This window comes from Ruegeria sp. HKCCA5491, assembly GCF_013034565.1.
GTDB lineage: Bacteria > Pseudomonadota > Alphaproteobacteria > Rhodobacterales > Rhodobacteraceae > Ruegeria.
Window position 1 is genome coordinate 17168 of the sequence record NZ_WQGG01000016.1, and the last position, 21718, is coordinate 38885.

General features: G+C 57.4%; 29 protein-coding genes. 14 read left to right on the plus strand and 15 right to left on the minus strand.

Going from position 1 to position 21718, the window contains the following annotated elements; genetic code table 11:
• Nucleotides 1-243: 243 nt before the first annotated feature.
• Both GOV88_RS18640 and GOV88_RS18645 read left to right on the plus strand, forming a co-directional pair.
• Nucleotides 244-534, plus strand: coding sequence for a hypothetical protein (locus tag GOV88_RS18640; RefSeq protein WP_171125248.1), 291 nt, complete (start codon nt 244-246; stop codon nt 532-534).
• Between the two features lie 33 nt (nt 535-567).
• Entirely contained in the window at nt 568-1110 is a 543-nt protein-coding gene (locus GOV88_RS18645; protein ID WP_371808268.1) for a hypothetical protein, read from the plus strand.
• Here the strand turns inward: GOV88_RS18645 and GOV88_RS18650 are convergent.
• Complete coding sequence (locus tag GOV88_RS18650; RefSeq protein WP_171125250.1) at nt 1107-1871, minus strand: sulfite exporter TauE/SafE family protein; 765 nt, start codon at nt 1869-1871, stop codon at nt 1107-1109. The two genes, GOV88_RS18645 and GOV88_RS18650, sit on opposite strands and share 4 nt — an antisense overlap.
• A gap of 144 nt (nt 1872-2015) precedes the next feature.
• Between GOV88_RS18650 and GOV88_RS18655 the strand changes: the two genes are divergently transcribed.
• From GOV88_RS18655 to GOV88_RS18665, 3 genes are all read left to right on the plus strand, one after another.
• Nucleotides 2016-3707, plus strand: a complete 1692-nt coding sequence (locus GOV88_RS18655; RefSeq protein WP_171241355.1) for an acyl-CoA dehydrogenase family protein — start codon at nt 2016-2018, stop codon at nt 3705-3707.
• 170 nt (nt 3708-3877) lie between these two features.
• Nucleotides 3878-4432 (plus strand): hypothetical protein, encoded by a 555-nt coding sequence (locus GOV88_RS18660; RefSeq protein ID WP_171125254.1) that lies wholly within the window; start codon nt 3878-3880, stop codon nt 4430-4432.
• Between the two features lie 13 nt (nt 4433-4445).
• Complete coding sequence (locus GOV88_RS18665) at nt 4446-4838, plus strand: META domain-containing protein (protein WP_171241356.1); 393 nt, start codon at nt 4446-4448, stop codon at nt 4836-4838.
• Here GOV88_RS18665 and recO read toward each other — a convergent pair.
• From recO to era, 3 genes are all read right to left on the minus strand, one after another.
• Entirely contained in the window at nt 4822-5547 is a 726-nt protein-coding gene (gene recO / locus GOV88_RS18670) for a DNA repair protein RecO (RefSeq protein ID WP_171241357.1), read from the minus strand. The two genes, GOV88_RS18665 and recO, sit on opposite strands and share 17 nt — an antisense overlap.
• 144 nt (nt 5548-5691) lie before the next feature.
• A complete protein-coding gene (locus GOV88_RS18675; RefSeq protein ID WP_171125259.1) occupies nt 5692-6021 on the minus strand; it encodes a DUF1491 family protein in 330 nt (109 codons plus the stop codon).
• Nucleotides 6018-6926 (minus strand): GTPase Era, encoded by a 909-nt coding sequence (era, locus tag GOV88_RS18680; protein WP_171126846.1) that lies wholly within the window; start codon nt 6924-6926, stop codon nt 6018-6020. The genes GOV88_RS18675 and era overlap by 4 nt, the downstream gene beginning before the upstream one ends.
• A 230-nt stretch (nt 6927-7156) precedes the next feature.
• Here era and GOV88_RS18685 point away from each other — a divergent pair, with 230 nt between their 5' ends.
• Together GOV88_RS18685 and GOV88_RS18690 are read left to right on the plus strand one after the other, a co-directional pair.
• Entirely contained in the window at nt 7157-7918 is a 762-nt protein-coding gene (locus GOV88_RS18685) for a hypothetical protein (RefSeq protein ID WP_171241358.1), read from the plus strand.
• A complete protein-coding gene (locus tag GOV88_RS18690) occupies nt 7915-8673 on the plus strand; it encodes a hypothetical protein (RefSeq protein ID WP_171241359.1) in 759 nt (252 codons plus the stop codon). Before GOV88_RS18685 ends, GOV88_RS18690 begins: the two co-directional genes overlap by 4 nt.
• Before the next feature lie 3 nt (nt 8674-8676).
• Here the strand turns inward: GOV88_RS18690 and rnc are convergent, their stop codons facing one another.
• The 3 genes from rnc to acpS form a co-directional block, all read right to left on the minus strand.
• Complete coding sequence (rnc, locus tag GOV88_RS18695; RefSeq protein ID WP_171241360.1) at nt 8677-9354, minus strand: ribonuclease III; 678 nt, start codon at nt 9352-9354, stop codon at nt 8677-8679.
• Nucleotides 9351-10190: a signal peptidase I gene (lepB, locus tag GOV88_RS18700; protein WP_171125269.1), complete on the minus strand. Its 840-nt coding sequence runs from the start codon at nt 10188-10190 to the stop codon at nt 9351-9353. The genes rnc and lepB overlap by 4 nt, the downstream gene beginning before the upstream one ends.
• A 75-nt stretch (nt 10191-10265) precedes the next feature.
• Nucleotides 10266-10667 carry a holo-ACP synthase gene (gene acpS, locus GOV88_RS18705; protein WP_171212612.1) on the minus strand — a complete coding sequence of 134 codons (402 nt, stop codon included), beginning with the start codon at nt 10665-10667 and terminating at the stop codon, nt 10266-10268.
• 123 nt (nt 10668-10790) lie between these two features.
• Between acpS and GOV88_RS18710 the strand changes: the two genes are divergently transcribed.
• Entirely contained in the window at nt 10791-11639 is an 849-nt protein-coding gene (locus GOV88_RS18710) for a PHB depolymerase family esterase (RefSeq protein ID WP_171212613.1), read from the plus strand.
• Nucleotides 11640-11649: 10 nt separating this feature from the next.
• On the opposite strand, the gene GOV88_RS18715 is transcribed toward GOV88_RS18710, so the two are convergent.
• From GOV88_RS18715 to folK, 5 genes are all read right to left on the minus strand, one after another.
• Entirely contained in the window at nt 11650-12402 is a 753-nt protein-coding gene (locus GOV88_RS18715; protein ID WP_171241361.1) for a pyridoxine 5'-phosphate synthase, read from the minus strand.
• Nucleotides 12395-13093 (minus strand): DUF2062 domain-containing protein, encoded by a 699-nt coding sequence (locus GOV88_RS18720; RefSeq protein WP_171125277.1) that lies wholly within the window; start codon nt 13091-13093, stop codon nt 12395-12397. Before GOV88_RS18720 ends, GOV88_RS18715 begins: the two co-directional genes overlap by 8 nt.
• A 16-nt stretch (nt 13094-13109) precedes the next feature.
• Entirely contained in the window at nt 13110-15242 is a 2133-nt protein-coding gene (locus GOV88_RS18725; protein WP_171125279.1) for a bifunctional (p)ppGpp synthetase/guanosine-3',5'-bis(diphosphate) 3'-pyrophosphohydrolase, read from the minus strand.
• 26 nt (nt 15243-15268) lie between these two features.
• Complete coding sequence (rpoZ, locus tag GOV88_RS18730; RefSeq protein WP_142639234.1) at nt 15269-15622, minus strand: DNA-directed RNA polymerase subunit omega; 354 nt, start codon at nt 15620-15622, stop codon at nt 15269-15271.
• 94 nt (nt 15623-15716) lie between these two features.
• The gene (gene folK / locus GOV88_RS18735) at nt 15717-16286 is read right to left on the minus strand and encodes a 2-amino-4-hydroxy-6-hydroxymethyldihydropteridine diphosphokinase (protein ID WP_171212616.1); all 570 of its coding nucleotides are present in this window, start codon (nt 16284-16286) and stop codon (nt 15717-15719) included.
• A gap of 140 nt (nt 16287-16426) precedes the next feature.
• Here folK and GOV88_RS18740 point away from each other — a divergent pair, with 140 nt between their 5' ends.
• The 6 genes from GOV88_RS18740 to GOV88_RS18765 all read left to right on the plus strand — a co-directional run bounded on the left by GOV88_RS18740 (nt 16427) and on the right by GOV88_RS18765 (nt 20250).
• Entirely contained in the window at nt 16427-16999 is a 573-nt protein-coding gene (locus GOV88_RS18740) for an NYN domain-containing protein (RefSeq protein WP_171241362.1), read from the plus strand.
• Nucleotides 17000-17186: 187 nt separating this feature from the next.
• The gene (gene ispH / locus GOV88_RS18745; protein ID WP_171125283.1) at nt 17187-18137 is read left to right on the plus strand and encodes a 4-hydroxy-3-methylbut-2-enyl diphosphate reductase; all 951 of its coding nucleotides are present in this window, start codon (nt 17187-17189) and stop codon (nt 18135-18137) included.
• A complete protein-coding gene (locus GOV88_RS18750; protein WP_171212618.1) occupies nt 18134-18586 on the plus strand; it encodes a DUF3429 domain-containing protein in 453 nt (150 codons plus the stop codon). The genes ispH and GOV88_RS18750 overlap by 4 nt, the downstream gene beginning before the upstream one ends.
• The gene (locus GOV88_RS18755; protein WP_371808138.1) at nt 18583-19170 is read left to right on the plus strand and encodes a class I SAM-dependent methyltransferase; all 588 of its coding nucleotides are present in this window, start codon (nt 18583-18585) and stop codon (nt 19168-19170) included. The genes GOV88_RS18750 and GOV88_RS18755 overlap by 4 nt, the downstream gene beginning before the upstream one ends.
• Nucleotides 19163-19630 (plus strand): ribonuclease HI, encoded by a 468-nt coding sequence (gene rnhA / locus GOV88_RS18760; protein WP_171125287.1) that lies wholly within the window; start codon nt 19163-19165, stop codon nt 19628-19630. The genes GOV88_RS18755 and rnhA overlap by 8 nt, the downstream gene beginning before the upstream one ends.
• Nucleotides 19627-20250: a trimeric intracellular cation channel family protein gene (locus GOV88_RS18765; RefSeq protein ID WP_171241363.1), complete on the plus strand. Its 624-nt coding sequence runs from the start codon at nt 19627-19629 to the stop codon at nt 20248-20250. The genes rnhA and GOV88_RS18765 overlap by 4 nt, the downstream gene beginning before the upstream one ends.
• Before the next feature lie 52 nt (nt 20251-20302).
• On the opposite strand, the gene GOV88_RS18770 is transcribed toward GOV88_RS18765, so the two are convergent.
• From GOV88_RS18770 to fmt, 3 genes are read right to left on the minus strand one after another with little or no spacing between them, the layout of a single operon-like run.
• Nucleotides 20303-20539: a GlsB/YeaQ/YmgE family stress response membrane protein gene (locus tag GOV88_RS18770; protein WP_171212620.1), complete on the minus strand. Its 237-nt coding sequence runs from the start codon at nt 20537-20539 to the stop codon at nt 20303-20305.
• Between the two features lies 1 nt (nt 20540).
• Complete coding sequence (locus GOV88_RS18775) at nt 20541-20777, minus strand: hypothetical protein (protein ID WP_171125291.1); 237 nt, start codon at nt 20775-20777, stop codon at nt 20541-20543.
• Between the two features lie 6 nt (nt 20778-20783).
• Complete coding sequence (gene fmt / locus GOV88_RS18780) at nt 20784-21698, minus strand: methionyl-tRNA formyltransferase (protein WP_171241364.1); 915 nt, start codon at nt 21696-21698, stop codon at nt 20784-20786.
• Between the last annotated feature and the right edge of the window lie 20 nt (nt 21699-21718).

Genomic DNA, 21718 nt, shown 5'->3' on the forward strand with positions numbered 1-21718 from the left:
AGGATTACGGTAACGCTAAGTGTCATTGTGACGAAAAAGCCCGGCGCTTTGGCACCGGGCGGAAAGTGAAAAAACCTAGCGGTGGCTCAAGCGTGCACTCACAACACGCGAACTGAGCAACCCAATCGAAAGTAAGTTTAGAAATTAGGGGATGAGTGTCAATACGAGACTTGCTGAATAATCGGCACGTTTCCACCCGCTGAAATTGCACGGCGGATGACACAGGCAAGGAACAGGTAGACCATGACGGAAATCTCGAAACTGACCGAACTACGTAAGCTGATGCAAAGCATGGAGCGCACGCTGGGGCTTGAACAACTGTCTCCGGTGGAACGCGATATCTATTACGCTGCGGAAGAACTTTCGAAGGCCGATCAGGAAGTTCGCACATTTGGTCTGATCGAACATACACTGGTTCAAAGTGTTTCACGCCCCACATTTTTCCGCGCGCTGAAATCGCTGGTGCAGAAGGGCTATCTTTCGCAAAGTGGCAGCGCGAACCGGGGTCGGTATATCGTTCATGCACCCAGATGATGGCTTCTGCCTGCACGATGGTGGTTGATCGCCGTGCACAAATGGGCCTCTGACACTTTCTACGCTTCGCTGGCTTATGTGGTGGCATCTTTCCTTACGTTTGAGGTTCTGATGCCGCTGCAGAATGTTTTCTTTCCGGAATACCCCAGCCGCGCCAGCCTTTTGTTTTTGCCGCACGGTGTGCGCGTTCTGGCAGCGTGGTTGCTTGGCTGGCGTTCGATCTACGCCTTACTTCCGGGCGTCTTTATTGTGTTCGCGTTTCTTGGTGGCTCTGACGTATTCCTGCCCAGCCGCCTCATGGCTATCGCAATTGCCGTAACCACTGTTCCGGCAGTATTCTACCTTTTGAAATGGGTGGGCTGGGATTTGTTCCCGCGCGCCGACCGCAAACCCTGCTGGTCCTGCATCATGGGGGTCGGTGTCATTACCTCATTCCTTGTCGCCGGGCTGACCAACTTGGCCTTCGGCAGCGCGCGCGTTGAATACGTCGCTTATCTTATCGGTGATATCTCGGGCCTGTTCTTCCTTATGCTGGGACTGTATTTCGCATTCCGCATTGCGGATAGCCGCCCCTAACCCAGAATGCCGCGCCGCAGCAGATTCAGTCCGGCAATCAGCAAGACCAGCAACGTGACCTTTCGGAACCGCGCCTGATCAATACGTGATTGCAACTGCAGCCCAACCCACATGCCGATCAGCGCAGGCAAAATCAAAACTGCCGAGAACGGAGCCGTCTGGGCATTGAAGATGCCCGAACCCAGATGCGCCACCAACAAAGCCACGGCACCCAGGCTATAGATCACGCCTTGAACCCGCATCTGTACAGCCTTCGGCGTGTTCAGCGCAGTCAGGTAGAGAACGGTGGGCGGCCCCCAGACCCCTGACAAACCGCCGACAAACCCGGCGATTGATCCGATACTGGCCTCGATCCGGGCTGAGGATTTTTCAAGCGTCAGCTTCAAGCCCAACATCTGAATCAAAGCGAAGAATGTCACCGGAATGCCGATAATCAACACAAACGTCTTTTCCGGGACAATGCTGACCAGTTGCGCGCCCAGAAGCAGGAACACCAATCCGACGCTTAGAAAAACCCGAAATTTCCGGATGGCGTCAATGGCTGCGGGTACCCCCTCTCGAAGCGCCTGAAAGCCATTCGTCACAATTGTCGGCAATATCAGACCGGCAATGGCAAGATTAGGCGACAGGATCATACTTAGCCCGGATACCAACACCATTGGCATCGCAAACCCAACCATGCCTTTGATCCAACCGGCCAAGAAAGCGACGCCGAAGGCAAGCAGCAACTCCTGCGAAGTGAAAGCGGAAAACAACGTCATGGCACTGTGATAGCATCCCTGAAATTCTCTGCATTGCAAAAATGATCAAGCAATTTTTGAACTTTTTCGCAGCGTAATTCGTATTTTTGTTGCGCTGCATGTGCAGCATGGTAAGACCATACGACCCAGAAAAGGACGTGATTCATGGCCCATGACGGACAGGATATGACCCAGATGACAACATCCGCGATTTTGCCCGACCTTCTGACTTTGACCCGCGTTGCGGTGCCCGCTGTCGAAGCAGTGTTTGAACGCGCGCGCGAGTCGGTCCGGGCAATGGTAACCAAGGACGGTCGTGTATCTGGTGCGTTGATCGAAGCCAACCAAACCGCAGCACATGGGCTGGCATGGCTTGCGACGTACCAGCAATCCCTGCAACAAATGCAACGCTGGGCCGAGGCGTTGGACGCCGATGGCAAATTTGGCGAAATCGAACAATTGCTGCACCAGATCGCCTTTGGCGAATATCTGCATCAGGTCGCCGGCGGCATTCCGATGAACCAGGGTGAGGTCGTGCGCCTGCAGGATATGGGCCTTGGCTGGGACGCGCTGTCGGGCTTCCAAAGCTCCGAAGTGCAGACGCTGATGGCGCAGGCGAACTCTCAGGCCGCCCGCACACGTCTGGTGGCCCTGATGGAAGATCAGGCCGGTGCGACCATGTTTGGCGCTTCGGGTTTGGAAGTAGAACTGGAAATGATCCGCGACCAGTTCCGCCGCTACGCACAGGAAAAAGTCGAACCGAACGCTCATGACTGGCATCTCAAGGATGAACTGATCCCGATCGAGATCATCGAGGAACTGGCCGAGATGGGCGTCTTTGGCCTGACCATCCCCGAAGAATTCGGCGGATTTGGCCTGTCCAAAGCCTCGATGTGCGTTGTGTCCGAGGAACTGTCGCGCGGTTATATTGGCGTCGGTTCACTGGGCACGCGGTCCGAGATTGCGGCTGAGTTGATCATCGCAGGCGGCACGGACGAGCAAAAGGCCCAATGGCTTCCCAAAATCGCCAGCGCCGAGATCCTGCCCACGGCTGTTTTCACCGAACCCAACACCGGCTCGGACCTTGGTAGCCTGCGCACACGGGCGACCAAGACCGGGGATGGCGATTACGAGGTCACCGGAAACAAGACATGGATCACCCATGCCGCACGCACCCATGTGATGACCCTGCTGGCCCGCACCAACCCTGACGCCACCGACCACCGTGGCCTGTCGATGTTCCTGGCGGAAAAAACGCCGGGCACGGATGAGAACCCCTTCCCCACCGAAGGCATGACCGGCGGTGAGATCGAGGTTCTGGGTTATCGCGGCATGAAAGAATACGAGCTGGGTTTTGACGGCTTCAAAGTCAAAGGTGAAAACCTGCTTGGCGGCGAAGAGGGTAAAGGCTTCAAACAACTGATGGAGACTTTCGAATCCGCCCGCATCCAAACCGCCGCACGGGCCATTGGCGTGGCGCAAAGCGCGCTGGATATCGCCATGCAATACGCGCAGGAACGCAAGCAATTCGGCAAATCGCTGATTAATTTCCCGCGTGTCTCGGGCAAGCTGGCGATGATGGCGGTCGAAATCATGATCGCGCGTCAGTTGACCTATTTCAGCGCATGGGAAAAAGACCACGGCCAGCGCTGCGACCTTGAGGCTGGCATGGCCAAGCTGTTGGGGGCTCGTGTTGCTTGGGCCGCCGCTGATAACGGTTTGCAGATTCATGGCGGCAACGGTTTTGCACTGGAATACAAGATCAGTCGCGTTCTGTGTGACGCACGCATTCTAAACATTTTTGAGGGGGCAGCCGAAATTCAGGCACAAGTGATCGCTCGGCGTTTGCTGGGCTAACCTGATTACGGCAACCCCGTTTCCCCAACTTGACCCGGCGTTCGCGCCGGGTCTTTTTTGTCAGCAGGTGCGTGCGCTTTTGGCTGATCTGTCAGTTCGTTCTATGAATTCACTCAAAACGACGATAGAGCAGCCAAAACATACAAACAGTTCCAAATGCGAAAATCAGAATGATCCGATCTTTATTGGTACTTTGCGCGACCGTCCTGACCCTTGCGCTTGGCGGCTGCACGACCACGCAACCCAGCGCTGGTCAAGACGACATTGACGCGCTTGCCGCGGCTATCACGGACCTCGACCCGCGTGTCGACCCTGCCGAGGCGCAAAGGGCTGCCCGCATTTCATACACATATTCGCAGCAATTAGCGCGGGACTGGAATGTTACGGACCCGGCGATCATTCACAATGCAAAGGTCATTAACGGGTTTCGGGAACGAGGGTTGTGCAATGACTGGGCCGAAGCCATGTCCACACGCCTGCGGCAGGAAGATTTTCGGACACTGGACGTGCATTGGGCCACGTCACCACCAACATCGTTTCGCATCATCCATCACTCGGCCCTGATCAGCGCTAAAGGTGCCTCGATGTATGACGGTGTCATTCTCGACCCTTGGCGGAACAGTGGGGCGCTTTTCTGGGCCCCTGTGCGCGAAGACACTCGGTATAACTGGCGGCCTCGTAGCGAGGTTCGGGAAGAACTGCTGAACGGCGCGATACCGTATTGATAAGGATACCAGCATGATACGCCTCGTCTTTGCTTTTCCTCTGCTGGCGCTACTGCAATGCGACAAGGACGAAACCGTGGCCGCCTATGGCGCGGCGAATCAGACCTGGGTACTGCAGGAAATCGATGGTGAACGCTTTCCGGCAAGCGCCCTGCTGAGTTTCCCCGAAGAAGGCAAGATCGCAGGCAATGCCCCCTGCAACAGCTACAGCGGTACGCTGAACGCGCCCTACCCTTGGTTCGAAATCGCCGACCTGACGGCCACACGCGCGGCCTGCGCCGGTCTTGAAGCCGAAGGGTTCTACTTTGCGGCGCTACTGGCCATGACCCAGTCTGAAGTATCCGGCGATGTCCTGATCCTGCGCAATGACGACGGGCATGAAATGCTGTTCAAAGCCGCCGAGTGAACTGATCAATGAAACGGGCTCGGGCCTCGGGCAGTGGGTTGTGACCAAGCGATGGGGCCAGATGATGCTCCAGAAAGTAGCCAGTGGTCCGCAGACCCTGCGCGATTTCTGAATCCGGGGCTGTGCCTTCGCCCTTCAGGCAGAGGGGCAAAGGCAACAGCCTGTCCGCCCATTCCCCCGCGCCCTGCTTGCTGACCGCTCGTCCGGTTTTCGGCGAGACAAAAACCAACCCCTCGGTCGCGCCGGTAACAGCACAGGCTGAAAAGTCGAGGCCAAAGCCCAATTCCTCAAGCAACGCCAGTTCCCAACGCAGATAAGCCAGTGGCCAAATCTCATCTTGGCCCAGCAGGTCCATCAACTGTTCGGTTTGCTTGTAAACCCCCGGATGCGGTTCACGCTCGGGCAGGCTGAAGGACAACAAGGCCACCACAGCGTTCAGCCCGGACAGCGCCAACCGACCGGAAAACGCCGCCGCTGCGCGGGACCGCAACGGTTCAACCTGAAACGTGCCAAGATGCTCTTCCAGCCGAGCCCGCCAAAGCACATCCAACTGCGCACCCGGTTGCAGGATCGGAGAAATCTTGCGGCTGGCCCCACCCCGAACAACCCCTGCGTGACGGCCGTGGGCTTCGGTAAAGACCTCGATGATCGCCGAGGTCTCACCATGTTTGCGGGAGGTCAGAAGGATGCCATGATCGCGCCAGTCCAAGTTTTGATCCCGTGACAGATTGTACCGAGCGCAGCAAATCCCAAGCCAGCGCAGTGTGCAAGGGTATCAAATGCGAGGCGCCACAAAGTCTTGGCGTTTTGCGCCATGGTTTGGGCTCAAGTTGTTACGCGCCGAGCCGGACCATCACTCCAGCCCGTCCTCACCCAAAAGGTGCCGCCCTTGCCGGTCTTCAACCTCGATCACCCAAAGATCAGGGTCAAAACTGCGTTGGCGTTGAATGGCTTGGTCCACGTCTGCCTCCGCGCCACCGGACAGCTCCACCCATTTACGCTCACCGCTCATCAAGTCAAAGCTGCGTTGGTATGCCACCGCCTGACCATCCAGCGTGTTCATTTTGACCAAGACGGCACCGGCCGTATCGTCGCCATGCGACACGACAAATGCAGGGATATCCTGAAGCCGCAACCGCGCGATATAGGCGTGAACCCAGAAATCTGCGGTCAGACGGGTCATGCGTTTCCGTCTTTGAAATCCAGCCCCATTTCCGAATAGCGCTCGGACTCTTCCAGCCAGTTAGGTCGGACCTTTACCTGCAGGAACAGGTGGATTTTACGGTCCAGAAACTCTTCCAGTTCGGCGCGGGCCGCTTGGCTGACGGCTTTGATTGTTTCGCCGCGCTTGCCCAAAACGATCCCTTTGTGGCCATCGCGCATGACATAGATGACCTGATCTATCTTGGCCGAGCCATCCTTGCGCTCTTCCCAATTCTCGGTCTCGACCGTGAGCTGATAGGGCAATTCCTGATGCAGCCGCAGGGTCAGTTTCTCGCGCGTCATTTCGGCTGCGATCATCCGCAGCGGCAGATCGGCAATTTGGTCTTCGGGATAGAGCCACGGGCCCTCGGGCAATTCAGCCGCCAACCATTTGCGAAGGTCATCGACACCGTGGCCTTTCTCGGCCGAAATCATGAAGGTATCAGCAAATGGATAGCGCGCGTTCAGGTCGCTGGTCAGCGCCAGCAGCTTTTCACTGGGCACCTTGTCGATCTTGTTGATCGCCAATGCGATGGTACGGCCCTGCCCGATCTCTTCCAGCCCTTCCAGGATACGTTCGACCCCTTCGGTGATGCCGCGATGCGCCTCGACCATCAGAACAACGACATCAGCATCCGCCGCCCCGCCCCACGCTGCGGCAACCATCGCGCGATCCAGTCGGCGACGTGGTTTGAACAGGCCGGGTGTGTCCACAAACACAAGCTGCGCATCCCCTTCCATCGCGACGCCACGAATACGGGCGCGCGTAGTCTGAACCTTATGCGTCACGATCGAAACCTTGGCCCCGACCATCCGGTTCAGAAGGGTGGATTTGCCTGCGTTAGGCTCTCCGATCAGAGCGATAAATCCGGCGCGTGTGGTCATGTGTGCTGCGATCCTGTTTGCAAGTGCGCACCCCTATATCAGAAAGAGCCGATGGGCCAGAGGCATTTGTTGCAAGACAGCCATGCGCAACCGCCCCGCGATCCCTTGCGATCTACATTCCCCGAAAAAAGGCCAGCGGCGTGTAAAATTCTCTGCTAGCCTAAAGTTGCATATTACAGGTGGACTACGTGTTTTCAGCTTTCGTCGGCATCAGGCATTGGACGGGCAGCATGTTTGCCGGAATGTTCACTGTTCTGGTTTGCTCAGTATCTACGGCCGTTAGACCGGCACATGCCGAGACCGTGAAGTTTCGCATCGCCGAAACCGTGCAGGTCAAAGGCAAGGACCTTCCTTATACTCTTTTCGTGTCCCTCAAAGACGCTGGCGAAACCCGGTTGGGTATGGACGCGTTTTTGGATCTTCGTTCACTGCAGGACCTCGCGCCGTGGCTGTTTTCAAGCGTTCTGAAGGAAACCTGCCAGCAAAAATTCGCTTTGGCCGTGTCACAAGTGTCAGCCCAGGCAGATGCCTTGGTGGCGGAGGGACAGGTTCAGGCCAAATTCTATGCCTGCGACACCGATGATCCCAAAACGCACTACCGAGGTGTTTTGCTGTTCGGGCAGAATGTGGATGTCATGATCAAAGCCTCTGCTGCAGTTGAACGGAACTGTCTTCACTTACGTTTGGAAGATGTGGAACTGGACTTGCAGGGGTTTGTCGGAACTGTCTCTGACATGATCGGGCTGACGGAAAAAGCCCGACTCTTGATCCTTGAAAAAGCCGCGGAAGTATTGGCGGAAAACCCCGTTTGCCCAGAGCTCCCAAGTGAATTGAAAGGGTTGGAGCCGCGCTTTACCTCTGGCGGGATCAGAGAAATCGGCAGCGGCGGCGTGGGTGCCGCGCTTAGCGGTTCGGTTGATACCAGTGCAGGAACGCTGTTGGACCTAATCGCGGCGCTACAGGAAAAGCAAGGGTTCGGGGTGGTGGAATGAAGCGGTACTTTGCCCTTGCCGTTGGCTTCTGCCTGGGCTTCCAGCCAGCGGATGCCCGTGACGTGCAGCTCGAGTTTGAGCGGACCCTGGGATCGGATGGCACTGAAATTCCGTACCAGTTGAACCTGACGTTAAAAGAGGTTTCACCAACCCGTATCTCGGTGGATGCCATTCTGGATTTGCGGGATATCCAAGCCGCGTTGATACAGGGCCTAAGAAACACTGAATTGTCCGACTTGTGTAATGCCGAAGTAACATTGGACAGCCTTGATCTGTCTGCCCTCGGGCGCGATGTGAATGTGGAAGGCCGCGTCAAGATGGAGGCCTTCCGCTGCGATCATCAACTCGGGCAGCCTCCCAAACGGCAGGACAGCATAGCCGCGAATACGATCACATTTACCGGAACCGCGTCTGCTCAGGTGCAAAAGCAGTGCGTGTATTTTGATTTGACCGGTTTGGAATTGACCCTTGAAACCCCGATCCTTGATCCCAACACAAAGCAGGGGTTTTTGAACGATGCCCGCAGCATCATCGAAAAGGCCGCTGACGCCCTGCTAAAGCGCAACCCAATCTGTCCAACGCTTCCGCCAGAACTTTCATCCATTGACCCGCGCTATGACGCCGGTGGCACGGTGGAAATTGGCGACGGGGGGATTGGCGTTGCGCTGGATGGGTCTTTCGATGTCAGCCCAGATACAATCCTGAGCATATTGAAGGTGCTGCAAGAGCAGGGAAAACTGCCGCCCGCACCTTAGCGATCAGGTCAGCCTGTCCAACAGCGCTTTTGCGGCTGCCTGCTCTGCCTGACGCTTTGATCCAGCCGTTGACTGCGCCTCGGTTCCGTCCTGAAGGCGGGCTGCGATGGTGAAAACCGGCGCATGATCCGGGCCGCTGCGCTTGATTTCGACATAGGACGGAGGTTTCTGGCCCCGCGCCTGCGCCCATTCCTGCAAAGAGGTTTTCGCGTCGCGCGCATCCTCTTCGACATTGTGAATCCGGTCACCCCACAGCCTGAGGACAACCTCGGCCGCTGTTTCAAATCCGGCATCGCTGTAGACCGCGGCAATAACCGCTTCCATCGCATCCCCCAGCAGGGCCTGTTTGCGACGACCGCCGGACAGCATCTCGGATCGGCCCAGTTTCAACACCGCGCCCAGATCAATCTGCCGCGCCACGTCCGCACAGGCTTCTTTTCGAACAAGCGCGTTGAACCGCGGGGCAAGCTGCCCTTCGGACGCTTTCTTGTCGCTTTCCAGAAGCGCCGTTGCCATCACCAGACCCAATACCCGGTCGCCCAGAAACTCCAACCGCTGATTATCTGGTCGTGTCGGCGACGAGACTGATCCATGGGTCAGCGCGCGTACCAGAAGTTCGGGGTTCGAGAACTCATACCCCAACCGCTTTTGAAAAGCTTTTATTTCAGCCGATAGCTTCAATTGACCGCCTTGAAGAACCGGTCGCCCCGCCAAGTCCAGAAGAACAGCATAGACCGGCCAGCGGACGAGAACATGATACGGTCGGCCCGACCGATCAGGTCTTCGTAGGGGACATACCCAACTCCCCCGGCCGATACCGGCAGGCGGCTGTCGCTGGAGTTATCACGGTTGTCGCCCATAAAGAAATATTCACCCTCGGGCACGGTATAGATGCCGGTATTGTCCGATCCCTGATTGCCGATATTAAGCACATCGTAAGACACGCCATTGGGCAATGTCTCAATCACTCGGGACTTTTCGCAAAGACCGCCAAAGCCAACCGGACCGTTTTCGCAACGTGGTCTCAATCCCTGCGATCCCTGAGGTTCAGAGATTTCGGTGAATACCCCGTCGGGCTTCTGCGGGACCGGGGTGCCGTTCAGAATGATCTGCCCTTCACGGATCTGAATACGATCGCCCGGCAAACCGATCAGGCGCTTGATATAGTCGCGCCCGTTGACCGGATGGCGGAACACGATCACATCGCCGCGCTCTGGCTCAGTGCCCCAAATACGCGTGTTATCCTCGCCCTGCATCCATCCACAGATTTCTTCGGCGTCGATATTCAGGCCAACGCTGGGAATAATCAGGCTGGGGCAGGACGCATAAGAATACCCATAGGCCATCTTGTTGACGAACAGGAAGTCCCCGATCAACAGGGTCTGTTTCATCGAGCCGGACGGAATCCAGAAGGGCTGAAAGAACAGCGTGCGGAAAACACCTGCGATCAACAGCGCGTAGACGATGGTTTTGATCGTCTCCCACACGGGATTTCCGGTTTTGACGTCCTCGGCCATACTGCTCTCCGGTCCTTGGTTTGTTGGGGTGCTACATGCGTGGCGCGGCAAGGTTAGTCAAGGCTGAGCGCTGCGTTATTGAAGCGGGCGCGCCTCGATCACTACGAAGGCCTGGGCCCAGGGGTGATCATCGGTCAGCGTGACGTGGACGATTGCCTCATGGCCCTCGGGGGTCATCTCACGCAGCCGTTCTGCCGCCCAACCCGTCACATGCATGACCGGTTGACCGGTTTTCAGATTGGTGACTGACATATCCTTCCACGCGATCCCCATACGCAGACCGGTGCCCAGCGCCTTGGAGCACGCTTCTTTCGCTGCCCAGCGTTTGGCATAGGTTCCAGCTGTGTCGGCACGGTTCTCGGCCTTGCGCTGCTCAATCTGAGTGAAGACGCGGTTGCGGAACCGGTCGCCGAACCGGTCAAGCGTGCCCTGGATACGTTCGATATTCGCGAGGTCTGTGCCGATGCCGAGGATCATTGGTTTCTCAATTTAGCAATGGCGACAATCAACGGTAATTTGACTGGCTTGGCAAGCAGATGGTGGGTCAGCGCTATTTTGTGATAAGCATTGACCAAATTGTCCCAGCAGAGGGCTTTGGAGATGTTCAACAGACTATTCTGGGGAATTGTGGCGGCCATCTTACCGTTGGCCAGCATCGCCACGGCGCAAAATCAGGACTGCGGTGAAGAGGATAATCCATGTCAGGTTGGGCAGCTTACCTACAGGGTCGTCTTGCCAGAGGTACCGCAAAATGCCCCAAGCGTAATCTACCTGCACGGATATGCCGCCACCGCCGACTCGGCAGTCAAACGATCCAACCTTACAACCCCCTTTATTGAAAGGGGAATTGCGGTCATCGTTCCAAATGGACAAGCAGATGTCGGAAACCCCAAAGTTCTGGACTGGGGTGTTCACGATGGCCATCGCTGGCCCAGAGATGATTTGAAGGCACTGGAAGACATAAAAGCAGACGCCGTAAATCGTTTTGGCCTGGACGCTAATAGAATTTTACTTGCCGGGTATTCCCGTGGCGGTTCAATGGTCTGGGACAAGGCCTGTTATTCGCACGACTTTGCATCTGCCTACGCATCTGCATCCGGCGCGTTTTGGGAACCGATGTGGCGACGGTGCAGCGGCCCGGTGCACATGCATCACTCACATGGATTTGCGGATCGCACTGTACCGCTGGAAGGCAGGTTCGTGGTTTTCGGCGGGTATGAATTTGAACAAGGAAGTGTTCTCAAGTCTGTCGAACTGCTGACCCGCACCAACGAATGCGGCCAAATGGCAAATGCGGTGGATACAAATTCATCAACTTGGGAAAAAAGATGGACCAAGTGTAAAGGGGGGTCGGTCACGTTGGCGTTAGGGCCACACGGCCATGGTCGACAGGCCGATTGGGCGGACCAAGTGGCGCAATGGTTCATAGAACTTCCCGCCACTCGGTAGAGGCACCGTTTCAGCTTGTGCTCCGCGCCTCATCCATCATTCTGCGCATCTCGGCAATGGCGGGGGTGAGGCCGCGAAAGATGGCTTCGCCGATCAGGAAATGACCGATGTTCAGCTCGCGCACCTCGGGGAAGGCGGCAATAGGTTGAACTGTGTCATAGGTCAGGCCGTGGCCTGCGTGGACCTCAAGGCCCAGCGAATGGGCGAAAGCCGACATCTCGCGCAGGCTTTCCAGTTCACGATTGGCCTCGTCCATGTGGCCCTCGGCAAAGGCGTCGCAATATGCACCGGTGTGCAGTTCGATCACTTCGGCACCGATGCGATGGGCGGCCTCGATCTGGCGTTGGTCGGCGGCGATGAAGATGGACACGCGGCAGCCGACGTCCCGTAGCGGAGCGATGAAATGCGCCAGCTTGTTTTCCTCGCGCGCAACCTCAAGCCCGCCCTCGGTGGTGCGTTCCTCGCGCTTTTCGGGGACGATACAGACCGCGTGCGGCTTATGGCGCAGGGCGATCTTCTGCATCTCGGGCGTGGCGGCCATCTCAAAATTCAGCGGAACGGTCAGCGCATCCATCAACGCTTCAATATCGGCATCAACGATGTGCCGGCGATCCTCGCGCAGATGAGCAGTGATACCGTCTGCGCCAGCCTCCTCTGCCAGTTTTGCGGCGCGCATTGGATCGGGGTAGGCCCCGCCCCGCGCATTTCTAATGGTCGCCACGTGGTCGATGTTCACGCCCAGACGCAAATGATTGTCAGACATCGCCTGATTCCTTTTCCGAACTTTTGGCCGAGCCTAGTGCGTTTGAAACTGGAACGGCAGTCTTGGTTTCGGCCAGCCGTTTGATTTCATCAAACTTTGCCTTGATCTTGTCGCGGCGGCGCTGCTGATAGGTGCGGATCAAAGGCAGGCTGAGGTAGTAACAAATCGCAGCGGCCAAAAGACCCGGAAGAATTCCGCCAATCAGATATGGGTAGAACACCTCACGATAGAAGATGCCAAGCCCGTGCCAATCCGCGACCCGGTCGGTGAACATGGCGATCAGGTTGTCTTTCAGATCGCGCAGGGCATTAGCGAATTTTCCCATCAGCCCCTGCGTGTCGCCTTCCTGAAACTCGGTCCCGAGCAGGAAATGGCCCGTCTGCAGGCAAACCACTCCGATAGGTACATAAGTCAACGGGTTGCCAAAGAATGTCCCGCTGAGCGCAGCCAGAATGTTGCCGTTGATCAAACGCGCGCACACCGCGGCCACGACAAAGTGCAGTCCATAAAAAGGGGTGAACGCTGCAAAGACCCCTGCCCCAATCCCGCGCGCAATACGTTCAGGCGAATCCGGTAGGCGGCGGACCCGATGTTTGACGTAGTGAAAAGCGCGCGTCCATCCGCCTCGGGGATAGACGAATTCGGATGCGATCTGGACAGGCGAGCGTCGATCTCGGCGCTTGAAAACCACTCCTGATCACCCCTTCCTAGCCAGCCGCCACGGCGGTTTTGGTCCTGTCCCGGTAGCGTTCGACCGCGGCAACGTCGCTTTCGGCCTCCAGCATCAGCATCAGCGAATGCAATTGCTCCAGATCCCGAAGTTCGACATTGATCAACAAACGGTAAAAATCCGGTTTGCGGTCGACAAATTCCAAGTTTGAAATATTGGCCTTTTTCTCGCCGATCAATGTGCAAATACGCCCCAGCACCCCGGCGTCATTGCCAATGGTCAGGTCCAGGGTTGCACCATAAACAGCCGGGTGCGTTCCGGTATGCCAGTGCAGATCGACCCAACGGTCGGGCTCGCCCTCAAACTCGGTCAGGCGATCGCAATCAATGGCGTGGACCACAACGCCTTTCCCGCGATAGGTAATCCCCACGATCCGCTCACCCGGCAAAGGCTGACAGCAAGGCGCGCGGTCGAATTTCTGCCCCGGCTCCAGACCGATCACAGCACGGCGCAACGGGATCGCGTCGCCGTCATCCTGTGTCAGTTCCGGATAGACCGCACTGACCACATCATGGGCGGTCAGTTCCGCGCTGCCAAGCCGCGCCAGCAATTCGTGGCGGTCTTTCAAACGAAGATGCTTGGCGGCCGTATCCAAGGCTTTGTCGGTCGCTTTGCGTCCGACGTGATCAAAGCCGGACCGCGCCAACTCTTTGCCCAGCTTGATGAACCGTTCACGGTCCACTTCGCGCAAGGCACGGCGAATGGCGGTTCGGGCCTTCCCGGTCACTGCGATCTCAAGCCAAGTCACCTGCGGAGTTTGCCCGTCGGCGGTGATAATATCCACCGATTGCCCATTCTTGATCCGTGTCCACAACGGAACCCTGATGCCGTCCACTTTGGCGCCAACACAGGCGGACCCGATCCGGGTGTGGATTGCATACGCAAAGTCAATCGGCGTTGCCCCGCGCGGCAGCTTGACCACGTCGCCCTTGGGCGTGAAGCAGAACACCTGGTCGGAATACATCTCCAACTTGACCGCCTCGAGGAAATCTTCGTGATCCTCTTCGCTGTCAAACTGTTCGGTCAGGTTGGCGATCCATTTCGCCGGATCGACCGCAAACGGGTTTTCCGAGCGGACACCATCGCGATAAGACCAATGCGCAGCCACACCTGTTTCGGCAACGTCATGCATCTGACGGGTACGAATCTGAACCTCGACCCGTTTACCGTCGCGTCCCGACACGGTTGTATGGATCGAGCGGTACCCGTTCGATTTCGGCTGGCTGATGTAATCCTTGAAGCGCCCCGGCACCGCACGCCACCGCTGGTGAATTGCGCCCAGCGTCCGGTAGCAATCTTCCTCAGTCTGCGTGATGATGCGGAACCCATAGATATCAGACAGGCGCGAAAAGCCCTGATCCTTTTCCTGCATCTTGCGCCAAATCGAATAAGGTTTCTTAGCGCGGCCAAACACCTCAGCTTCGATCCCAGCCTTTTCCAGCTCGCGCCGCATGTCGCCCGTGATGCGATGAATCACGTCACCGGTTTCACGCTGCAATGTGATGAAACGGCGAATGATCGACTGGCGGCCTTCGGGGTTCAGAACGCGAAAGGCGAGGTCTTCCAGCTCCTCGCGCATCCATTGCATCCCCATGCGGCCTGCAAGCGGCGCGTAGATATCCATCGTCTCGCGCGCCTTTTGCACCTGCTTTTCGGGGCGCATCGCCTTGATCGTGCGCATGTTGTGCAGGCGGTCGGCCAGCTTGACCAGAATAACCCGCAAGTCCTTGGACATCGCCATGAACAGTTTGCGAAAGTTCTCGGCCTGTTTGGTTTCACGACTGGAAAGCTGCAGGTTCGTCAGCTTGGTGACACCGTCCACCAGCTTGGCGACCTCATCCCCGAACAGATCAGACACCTTGCCGTAATTGGCCTTGGTGTCCTCGATTGTGTCATGCAAAAGGGCCGTGATGATCGTTGCATCATCCAGACGCTGTTCGGTCAGGATGGCGGCAACGGCAACGGGGTGGGTAAAATAAGGCTCTCCCGAGTGGCGGAACTGGCCTTCATGCATCTGCTTTCCGAACTCATAAGCCCGGGCGATGCGGTCTGCATTTGTCTTAGGGTTGTAGTTGCGGACCAGCGCAATCAGATCGTCTGCAGAAATCATCCGGTCCGCACCTTCGTTCGAGGGGATTACCCCTGGCCTTGAGCCTCCATCAGAGCGCGCAGAAGCTTTTCTTCGGACATATCGTCGTCCGCAGGCTTATCGGTTTCCGCACCCATCAGCAGAGCCATCTGGTCTTCTTCCGGCTCATCAACCTCGATCTGGGTTTGGTTGGCTTCGATCAAGCGCTCGCGCAGCTCATCCGCGCTTTGGGTTTCGTCCGCGATCTCGCGCAGCGAAACGACGGGGTTTTTGTCGTTGTCGCGGTCCACGGTGATCGGGCCACCAGCGGAAATCTCGCGCGCACGATGGGCGGCAAGCATCACAAGCTCGAACCGGTTTGGCACTTTGTCTACGCAGTCTTCAACCGTCACGCGGGCCATAGGGCGCTCTCCGTTACTGAATCCATGTCAGGAAGAGGTTTATCTAAGCGCGAATCCCCGCCTTGACAAGCAGGAAATGCTGCAAATGCACCGTTCACATTGGGGTGACTGCCGCGACATCGTCCGCAGGAAGGTCTGCCAGCATTTCCTGCACGGTTCCGCCCAGCACCGGATGACGCCAATCCGGGGCGACATCTGCCATGGGCACCAATACAAAAGGCCGATCCTGAAGACGGGGATGCGGCAGGATCAACTGATCCGGCGCCTGTTGTTTTTGGTCTTCCGCAGACAAGGTTCTCCACCGCTCATACCCATCGCGATCGGGCAGCACCTGATCGTCATAGCAAACCAGATCCAAATCCAGTGTGCGCATTCCCCAGCGCTGAACCCGTTGGCGGCCGTGGTCATGCTCGACCTCATGCAGCAGGTGCAAAAGCTCTGCCGGGGTCTTGTCAGTCTCGATCAGCGCGGCCGCGTTGACATAATCCGGCCCCGCTCCGGCTGGGAAACACGGCGTCTCGAAAAACCGGCTGACCGCGCGAATCAGCACCCCCTGACGCGGTATCGCGTCAAGCGCCTTTTCCAGTGTCACCTTGGGTCCTTGATCCCTCAAATTGAGATTTGCACCTAGTGCGATCACCACTTTTGACGAAAATTTGCGCATTCTACTCCCTATATTCGGTGAATTGCATACTTGCGATACACATTAAATGCCCTAATTATAGGCGTATCAGCGCGCCGCCTATTTCCTAGACTCACTCACGTAACACCCGGCGTTCTGGTTTGTACCGGAAGGAACTATTTATGTTTTATAAAGACGAACGGCTAGCGCTGTTCATCGACGGCTCGAATCTTTATGCGGCCGCCAAAGCGCTTGGGTTTGATATCGACTACAAGCTGCTGCGTCAGGAATTCATGCGTCGCGGTAAGATGCTCAGAGCTTTCTACTACACAGCGCTCTTGGAAAACGACGAGTATTCGCCGATCCGTCCTTTGGTTGACTGGCTGCATTACAACGGCTTCACCATGGTGACAAAACCGGCAAAGGAATACACCGACAGCATGGGGCGTCGGAAAGTCAAAGGAAACATGGACATTGAACTGACCGTCGATGCCATGGAACTGGCACCACGCGTGGATCATATGGTGCTGTTTTCGGGCGATGGGGATTTCCGCCCGCTGATTGCCAGCCTGCAACGTCAGGGCGTGCGTGTATCGGTCGTCTCGACCATTCGCAGCCAGCCGCCGATGATCTCGGACGAACTGCGCCGCCAGGCGGACAACTTCATCGAGTTGGAGGACCTGCGCGACGTGATCGGCCGCCCTCCGCGTGAGATGCCCATGGAACCGCGCAGCGTTGCGGCCGGTGGGCAGTAACACCCGGTCACTCACAACCGAGTTGAAAACGGCGCGGTCAGGTTTATCACCTGACCGCGCTTCTTTAACTAAAGACAGGTGCTAAAACACCTCTTGGCTAGCACTGATTCATGTCAGATCAATGACGCAGTCCTGTCTGGACCAAGGCCGGGAAAAGACTTACCTGTGGCCTTAAGGAGACCGTGACATGAACAAGCCCCCGCTGACTTTGTACCTTGCCGCGCCGCGCGGGTTCTGCGCCGGTGTCGACCGGGCCATCAAGATCGTTGAAATGGCACTGCAAAAATGGGGTGCGCCGGTCTATGTGCGCCACGAGATCGTGCATAACAAATTTGTCGTCGACGGGCTGCGCGACAAAGGAGCGGTGTTTGTCGAGGAACTGGACGAATGCCCTGATGACCGGCCAGTGATCTTTTCCGCCCATGGCGTGCCGAAATCGGTCCCGGAAACGGCGACACGGCGCGAAATGATCTATGTGGACGCGACCTGTCCTTTGGTCTCCAAGGTCCATGTCGAAGCCCAGCGCCACTCGGACGCGGGTCTTCAGATGATCATGATCGGGCACAAGGGGCACCCGGAAACGGTTGGGACCATGGGCCAGCTGCCAGCGGGCGAAGTGCTGTTGGTCGAAACGGTCGAAGATGTTGCTACGGTTCAGGTTCGCAACCCCGAAAAGCTGGCCTTTGTGACCCAGACCACCCTGTCTGTCGACGACACAAAAGACATTATCGCGGCGCTTCAGGCCCGGTTCCCGGCGATTGTCGGACCGCATAAGGAAGACATCTGCTATGCGACGACCAACCGACAGGAAGCGGTCAAGGCCGTTGCGCCAAAATCCGACGCCCTGTTGGTGGTGGGGGCACCCAATTCGTCCAATTCACGGCGTCTGGTCGAAGTCGCCTCGCGCGCTGGGTGTGACTATGCCCAGCTCGTGCAGCGCGCGACCGATATCGATTGGCGTGCGCTGGAAGGGATCTCCAGCATTGCAATCACGGCGGGTGCATCGGCCCCCGAAGTGTTGGTGAACGAGGTGATAGATGCCTTCCGCGATCACTATGACGTGACGGTCGAGATGGTGGAAACGGCCGTCGAAAACGTTGAATTCAAAGTCCCGCGCGTGCTGCGGGAACCCGCATGAGCGGAATACCAAAAGCCCCCCTGCTCCTTGGACTAGCCGGTCTCATCCCGTTCATCTGGGGTGCTCTGACCTACCTGAACGGTGATCTGAACGACTGGGGGAAACAGGCGCTGGGGCCTCGGTTTGTTGGGCCGTATATCCAGCTATTCTACGGTTCGGTCATCCTGAGCTTCATGTCAGGCGTTTTGTGGGGCTTCGCGACCAAAACGTCGGCCAGCAAAGCAGCAACCTGCTACACGCTCTCGGTCCTGCCTGCGCTATGGGCGTTCTTCAAGACAGGCGGCGGCCCAGTCAGTGCCGGAACAAACCTGATGTACGGATTTGCCGGGTTGCTTTTATTGGACGCCATGTTTTCATACTGGCGACTGACCCCGGTCTGGTGGATGCGGTTGCGCATGTTGCTGACGGCCGTTGTCTTGGCCTGCCTTGCCGTCGGAGTATACCTGTGACCGATAAAAGAACGATCGATGCTTACACAACCCGCGTTGCAGAATACCTGAGTATCCCCCTGCCCCCCGAACAGATCGAAGCGCGCATGGCCTTTGCCGAAGCCGTCGTGAACGGTGGCTATGTTCTGGACCTCGGCTCTGGTCCCGGTTCAGACAGTGCGTTCTTGCAGCGCGAAGGCTTGCGGGTTCGCGCGCTGGACGCAACACAGGCCTTTGTCGATCACGCCTTGGAAAATGGCATAGATGCACATCTCGGCACGTTCGATGACGTGACCGAGGTTTCTAAGTATGATGGCATCTATGCCAGCTTTTCACTTTTGCACGCCCCGCGCGAAGATTTCCCACGTCATTTGACGGCGATCCACCGCGCTTTGAAACCTCAGGGCGTTTTCTTCCTTGGCCTGAAACTCGGCACGGGGGAACATCGCGACGACCTGGATCGGTTCTATACCTATTTCTCACAGACCGAGATCGAAGAGGCCCTTGCAACCACCGGATTTACCATCGACCAGATCACCACTGGCGTCGGAGCGGGGCTGGCCGGGTCATACGACGGCTTCATTCTGGTGCTCGCCCATGCCTGAACTGTTCGCCTATACAGACGGGGCCTGTTCCGGCAATCCCGGCCCCGGCGGATGGGGTGTGTTGCTGCGCGCGATGGATGGCGACACCGTTCTGAAAGAACGCGAGCTGAACGGCGGAGAGGCCGAAACTACCAATAACCGCATGGAATTGCTGGCCGCGATCAGCGCGTTGGAAACACTGGAGCGGGCCTCGAAGATCACGGTCGTTACAGACAGCGCCTATGTAAAGAACGGAGTGACCGGCTGGATTTTCGGCTGGAAACGCAATGGCTGGAAGACCTCGAACAAAAAGCCCGTCAAGAATGTCGATCTGTGGCAACGACTGGACGAAGCGCAGACCCGCCACGACGTGACGTGGGAGTGGGTCAAAGGACATGCCGGACACCCCGAGAACGAAAAGGCCGACGAACTGGCCCGTGCGGGCATGGCTCCGTTCAAGCCAAAAAAGGAAAAGGCGTGAGCGGTCTGGCACTGCTGGACTATGCCTCGGTCTTTGTGTTCGCGTTGACGGGCGCCTTGGTTGCAAGCCGGGCGCAGTTGGATTTGGTGGGCTTTGCGTTCATTGCCTGCCTGACTGCGGTTGGCGGCGGAACAGTGCGTGATCTCCTGCTGGACCGGCACCCGGTTTTCTGGGTTGGCCAGCCAAATTACATCCTGATCGCAACGGGTGCTGCAGCGCTGGTGTTTTTCACCGCACACCTGATGGAAAGCCGGTATAATTGGCTGGTTTGGCTGGACAGTTTTGCCCTGTCCATCGCCGTTGCCGCAGGAACGGCGGCTGCGTTGTCACTGGGTCATTCCGGCGTCATCGTTGTTCTGATGGGGATCATTACAGGTTGCCTCGGCGGATTGATGCGCGACGTGGTCTGCAATGAGGTCCCGCTGGTTCTGAAACAGGGCGAGCTTTATGTGTCTTGCGCCTTTGCTGGTGCTCTGACGGCCGTATTAGCAACCCGTTTAGGGCTGGACACCTTTGCCGCTCTTTCCGCCTGTGCCCTTGTCTGCTGGGCCCTCAGGGCTGGATCGCTGCTGTTTGGCTGGCGATTGCCAGTCTACAAAAGCAGACCACCGCGTCGTTAGCAACGAGGCTTGGGTCACGTATTGTAGGTTAAGCGAACAGAGGACACGCAGATCAGCGGCGCTGATATTTTTGCCAGATCCAGATCACCAGTAATGCGCCCAAAACAGCTCCGACAAAACCGGACAGCCACCCTGCAACCGTTATCAATGTGCGCAGCAGAAACCCTCCGACCAGCGCGCCGACTATGCCAATGAGCATCGTTGTCGGAATGTCAGCCTCGATCCGCATCAGACGCGTGGCCAGAAACCCTGCGGCCGCGCCAATCACGATCAGAGCGATTACGGGCATGTCATTTCCTCCAATGCGTCGGCACGATGATCAGCGCGCCAATGGATGAGATCACGGCATTCAGACCGGGCGCGCCAAAGCTGATGCCGAACATGATACGGACAAAATAAAACAGAAACGCTCCACCAATGCATATGATGATCGAAGGCACATATCCGTTATGCGTGAAACCGGTCTTTTCGGACAGGTATCCAACGATCCCGGCGATCACAATTGTGCCCATCAGGATCATGAACATGCGGTGTTACTCCGATTGAAACAGCGTACCGGCCGGGATTGGCCAACCGCGCAGGAACGTTTCTGTATCCTGCGCGCCTTTGCCCGCCCTTTGCAAGCGCAGGAGCTTCACGGCCCCCTCTCCGCAAGCGACACACAACGCGTCGTCCAGAACCTGACCGGGGGTGCCCTGTCCCACAGTCAGACAGCAGGCCAGAAGTTTGATCCGCTCGCCTGCGGCCATGGTCCACGCGCCGGGAAAGGGTGATAACCCGCGTATCTGGCGATCAACCTCAACCGCCGGGCGTGTCCAGTCGATGCGCGCTTCGGATTTGTCGATCTTTGCGGCGTAGGTCACACCATCGTTGGGCTGGTTCACCGGCGTCAGGTCAGGCAAGGTGGCCAACGCCTGAACGATCAGACCCGCGCCCATCTCAGAAAGCCGATCATGTAGTTGGTCGGTCGTTTCCTGATCTCGAACATCGGTGGCCTGCCGCAGCAGGACAGGGCCGGTGTCCAGCCCTGCCTCCATCTGCATGATGCAGATACCGGTCTGTGCATCACCCGCCATGATTGCACGGTGAATCGGCGCGGCCCCTCGCCAGCGGGGCAATAGGCTGGCATGGATGTTCAGGCAGCCAAGGTGCGGCGCATCCAGAATAGGCTGAGGCAACAGCAAGCCATATGCCACAACGACGGCGACGTCAGCTTGCAGCGCAGCGAAAGCGGATTGTTCTTCTTCGGACTTCAAAGAAACCGGATGGCGTACAGCCAGGCCCAACGCCTCGGCTCGCGCATGAACCGGGGTCGGGCGGTTTTTCTTACCTCGCCCCGCCGGGCGCGGTGGCTGGCAATACACGGCGGCAATCTCATGCCCGTCCTCAACCAGCGCATCCAGCACCGGCACCGAGAATTCGGGCGTTCCCATGAAGATGATGCGCATGACAGGGCTCCGAGGCTTGG

Bases quoted from the DNA above. Each gene is read 5' to 3' on its own strand.
- GOV88_RS18775 (WP_171125291.1), bottom strand. From the start codon at position 20,777: ATGTTCATGATCCTGATGGGCACAATTGTGATCGCCGGGATCGTTGGA.
- GOV88_RS18690 (WP_171241359.1), top strand. From the start codon at position 7,915: ATGAAGCGGTACTTTGCCCTTGCCGTTGGCTTCTGCCTGGGCTTCCAG.
- fmt (WP_171241364.1), bottom strand. From the start codon at position 21,698: ATGCGCATCATCTTCATGGGAACGCCCGAATTCTCGGTGCCGGTGCTG.
- GOV88_RS18685 (WP_171241358.1), top strand. From the start codon at position 7,157: ATGTTTGCCGGAATGTTCACTGTTCTGGTTTGCTCAGTATCTACGGCC.
- GOV88_RS18675 (WP_171125259.1), bottom strand. From the start codon at position 6,021: ATGACCCGTCTGACCGCAGATTTCTGGGTTCACGCCTATATCGCGCGG.
- GOV88_RS18650 (WP_171125250.1), bottom strand. From the start codon at position 1,871: ATGACGTTGTTTTCCGCTTTCACTTCGCAGGAGTTGCTGCTTGCCTTC.
- GOV88_RS18740 (WP_171241362.1), top strand. From the start codon at position 16,427: ATGTTTTATAAAGACGAACGGCTAGCGCTGTTCATCGACGGCTCGAAT.
- folK (WP_171212616.1), bottom strand. From the start codon at position 16,286: ATGCGCAAATTTTCGTCAAAAGTGGTGATCGCACTAGGTGCAAATCTC.
- GOV88_RS18655 (WP_171241355.1), top strand. From the start codon at position 2,016: ATGGCCCATGACGGACAGGATATGACCCAGATGACAACATCCGCGATT.
- GOV88_RS18770 (WP_171212620.1), bottom strand. From the start codon at position 20,539: ATGCCCGTAATCGCTCTGATCGTGATTGGCGCGGCCGCAGGGTTTCTG.
- GOV88_RS18660 (WP_171125254.1), top strand. From the start codon at position 3,878: ATGATCCGATCTTTATTGGTACTTTGCGCGACCGTCCTGACCCTTGCG.
- acpS (WP_171212612.1), bottom strand. From the start codon at position 10,667: ATGATCCTCGGCATCGGCACAGACCTCGCGAATATCGAACGTATCCAG.
- GOV88_RS18750 (WP_171212618.1), top strand. From the start codon at position 18,134: ATGAGCGGAATACCAAAAGCCCCCCTGCTCCTTGGACTAGCCGGTCTC.
- ispH (WP_171125283.1), top strand. From the start codon at position 17,187: ATGAACAAGCCCCCGCTGACTTTGTACCTTGCCGCGCCGCGCGGGTTC.
- rnhA (WP_171125287.1), top strand. From the start codon at position 19,163: ATGCCTGAACTGTTCGCCTATACAGACGGGGCCTGTTCCGGCAATCCC.
- GOV88_RS18725 (WP_171125279.1), bottom strand. From the start codon at position 15,242: ATGATTTCTGCAGACGATCTGATTGCGCTGGTCCGCAACTACAACCCT.
- era (WP_171126846.1), bottom strand. From the start codon at position 6,926: ATGACCACACGCGCCGGATTTATCGCTCTGATCGGAGAGCCTAACGCA.
- GOV88_RS18665 (WP_171241356.1), top strand. From the start codon at position 4,446: ATGATACGCCTCGTCTTTGCTTTTCCTCTGCTGGCGCTACTGCAATGC.
- GOV88_RS18710 (WP_171212613.1), top strand. From the start codon at position 10,791: ATGTTCAACAGACTATTCTGGGGAATTGTGGCGGCCATCTTACCGTTG.
- GOV88_RS18715 (WP_171241361.1), bottom strand. From the start codon at position 12,402: ATGTCTGACAATCATTTGCGTCTGGGCGTGAACATCGACCACGTGGCG.
- lepB (WP_171125269.1), bottom strand. From the start codon at position 10,190: ATGGCCGAGGACGTCAAAACCGGAAATCCCGTGTGGGAGACGATCAAA.
- rpoZ (WP_142639234.1), bottom strand. From the start codon at position 15,622: ATGGCCCGCGTGACGGTTGAAGACTGCGTAGACAAAGTGCCAAACCGG.
- GOV88_RS18640 (WP_171125248.1), top strand. From the start codon at position 244: ATGACGGAAATCTCGAAACTGACCGAACTACGTAAGCTGATGCAAAGC.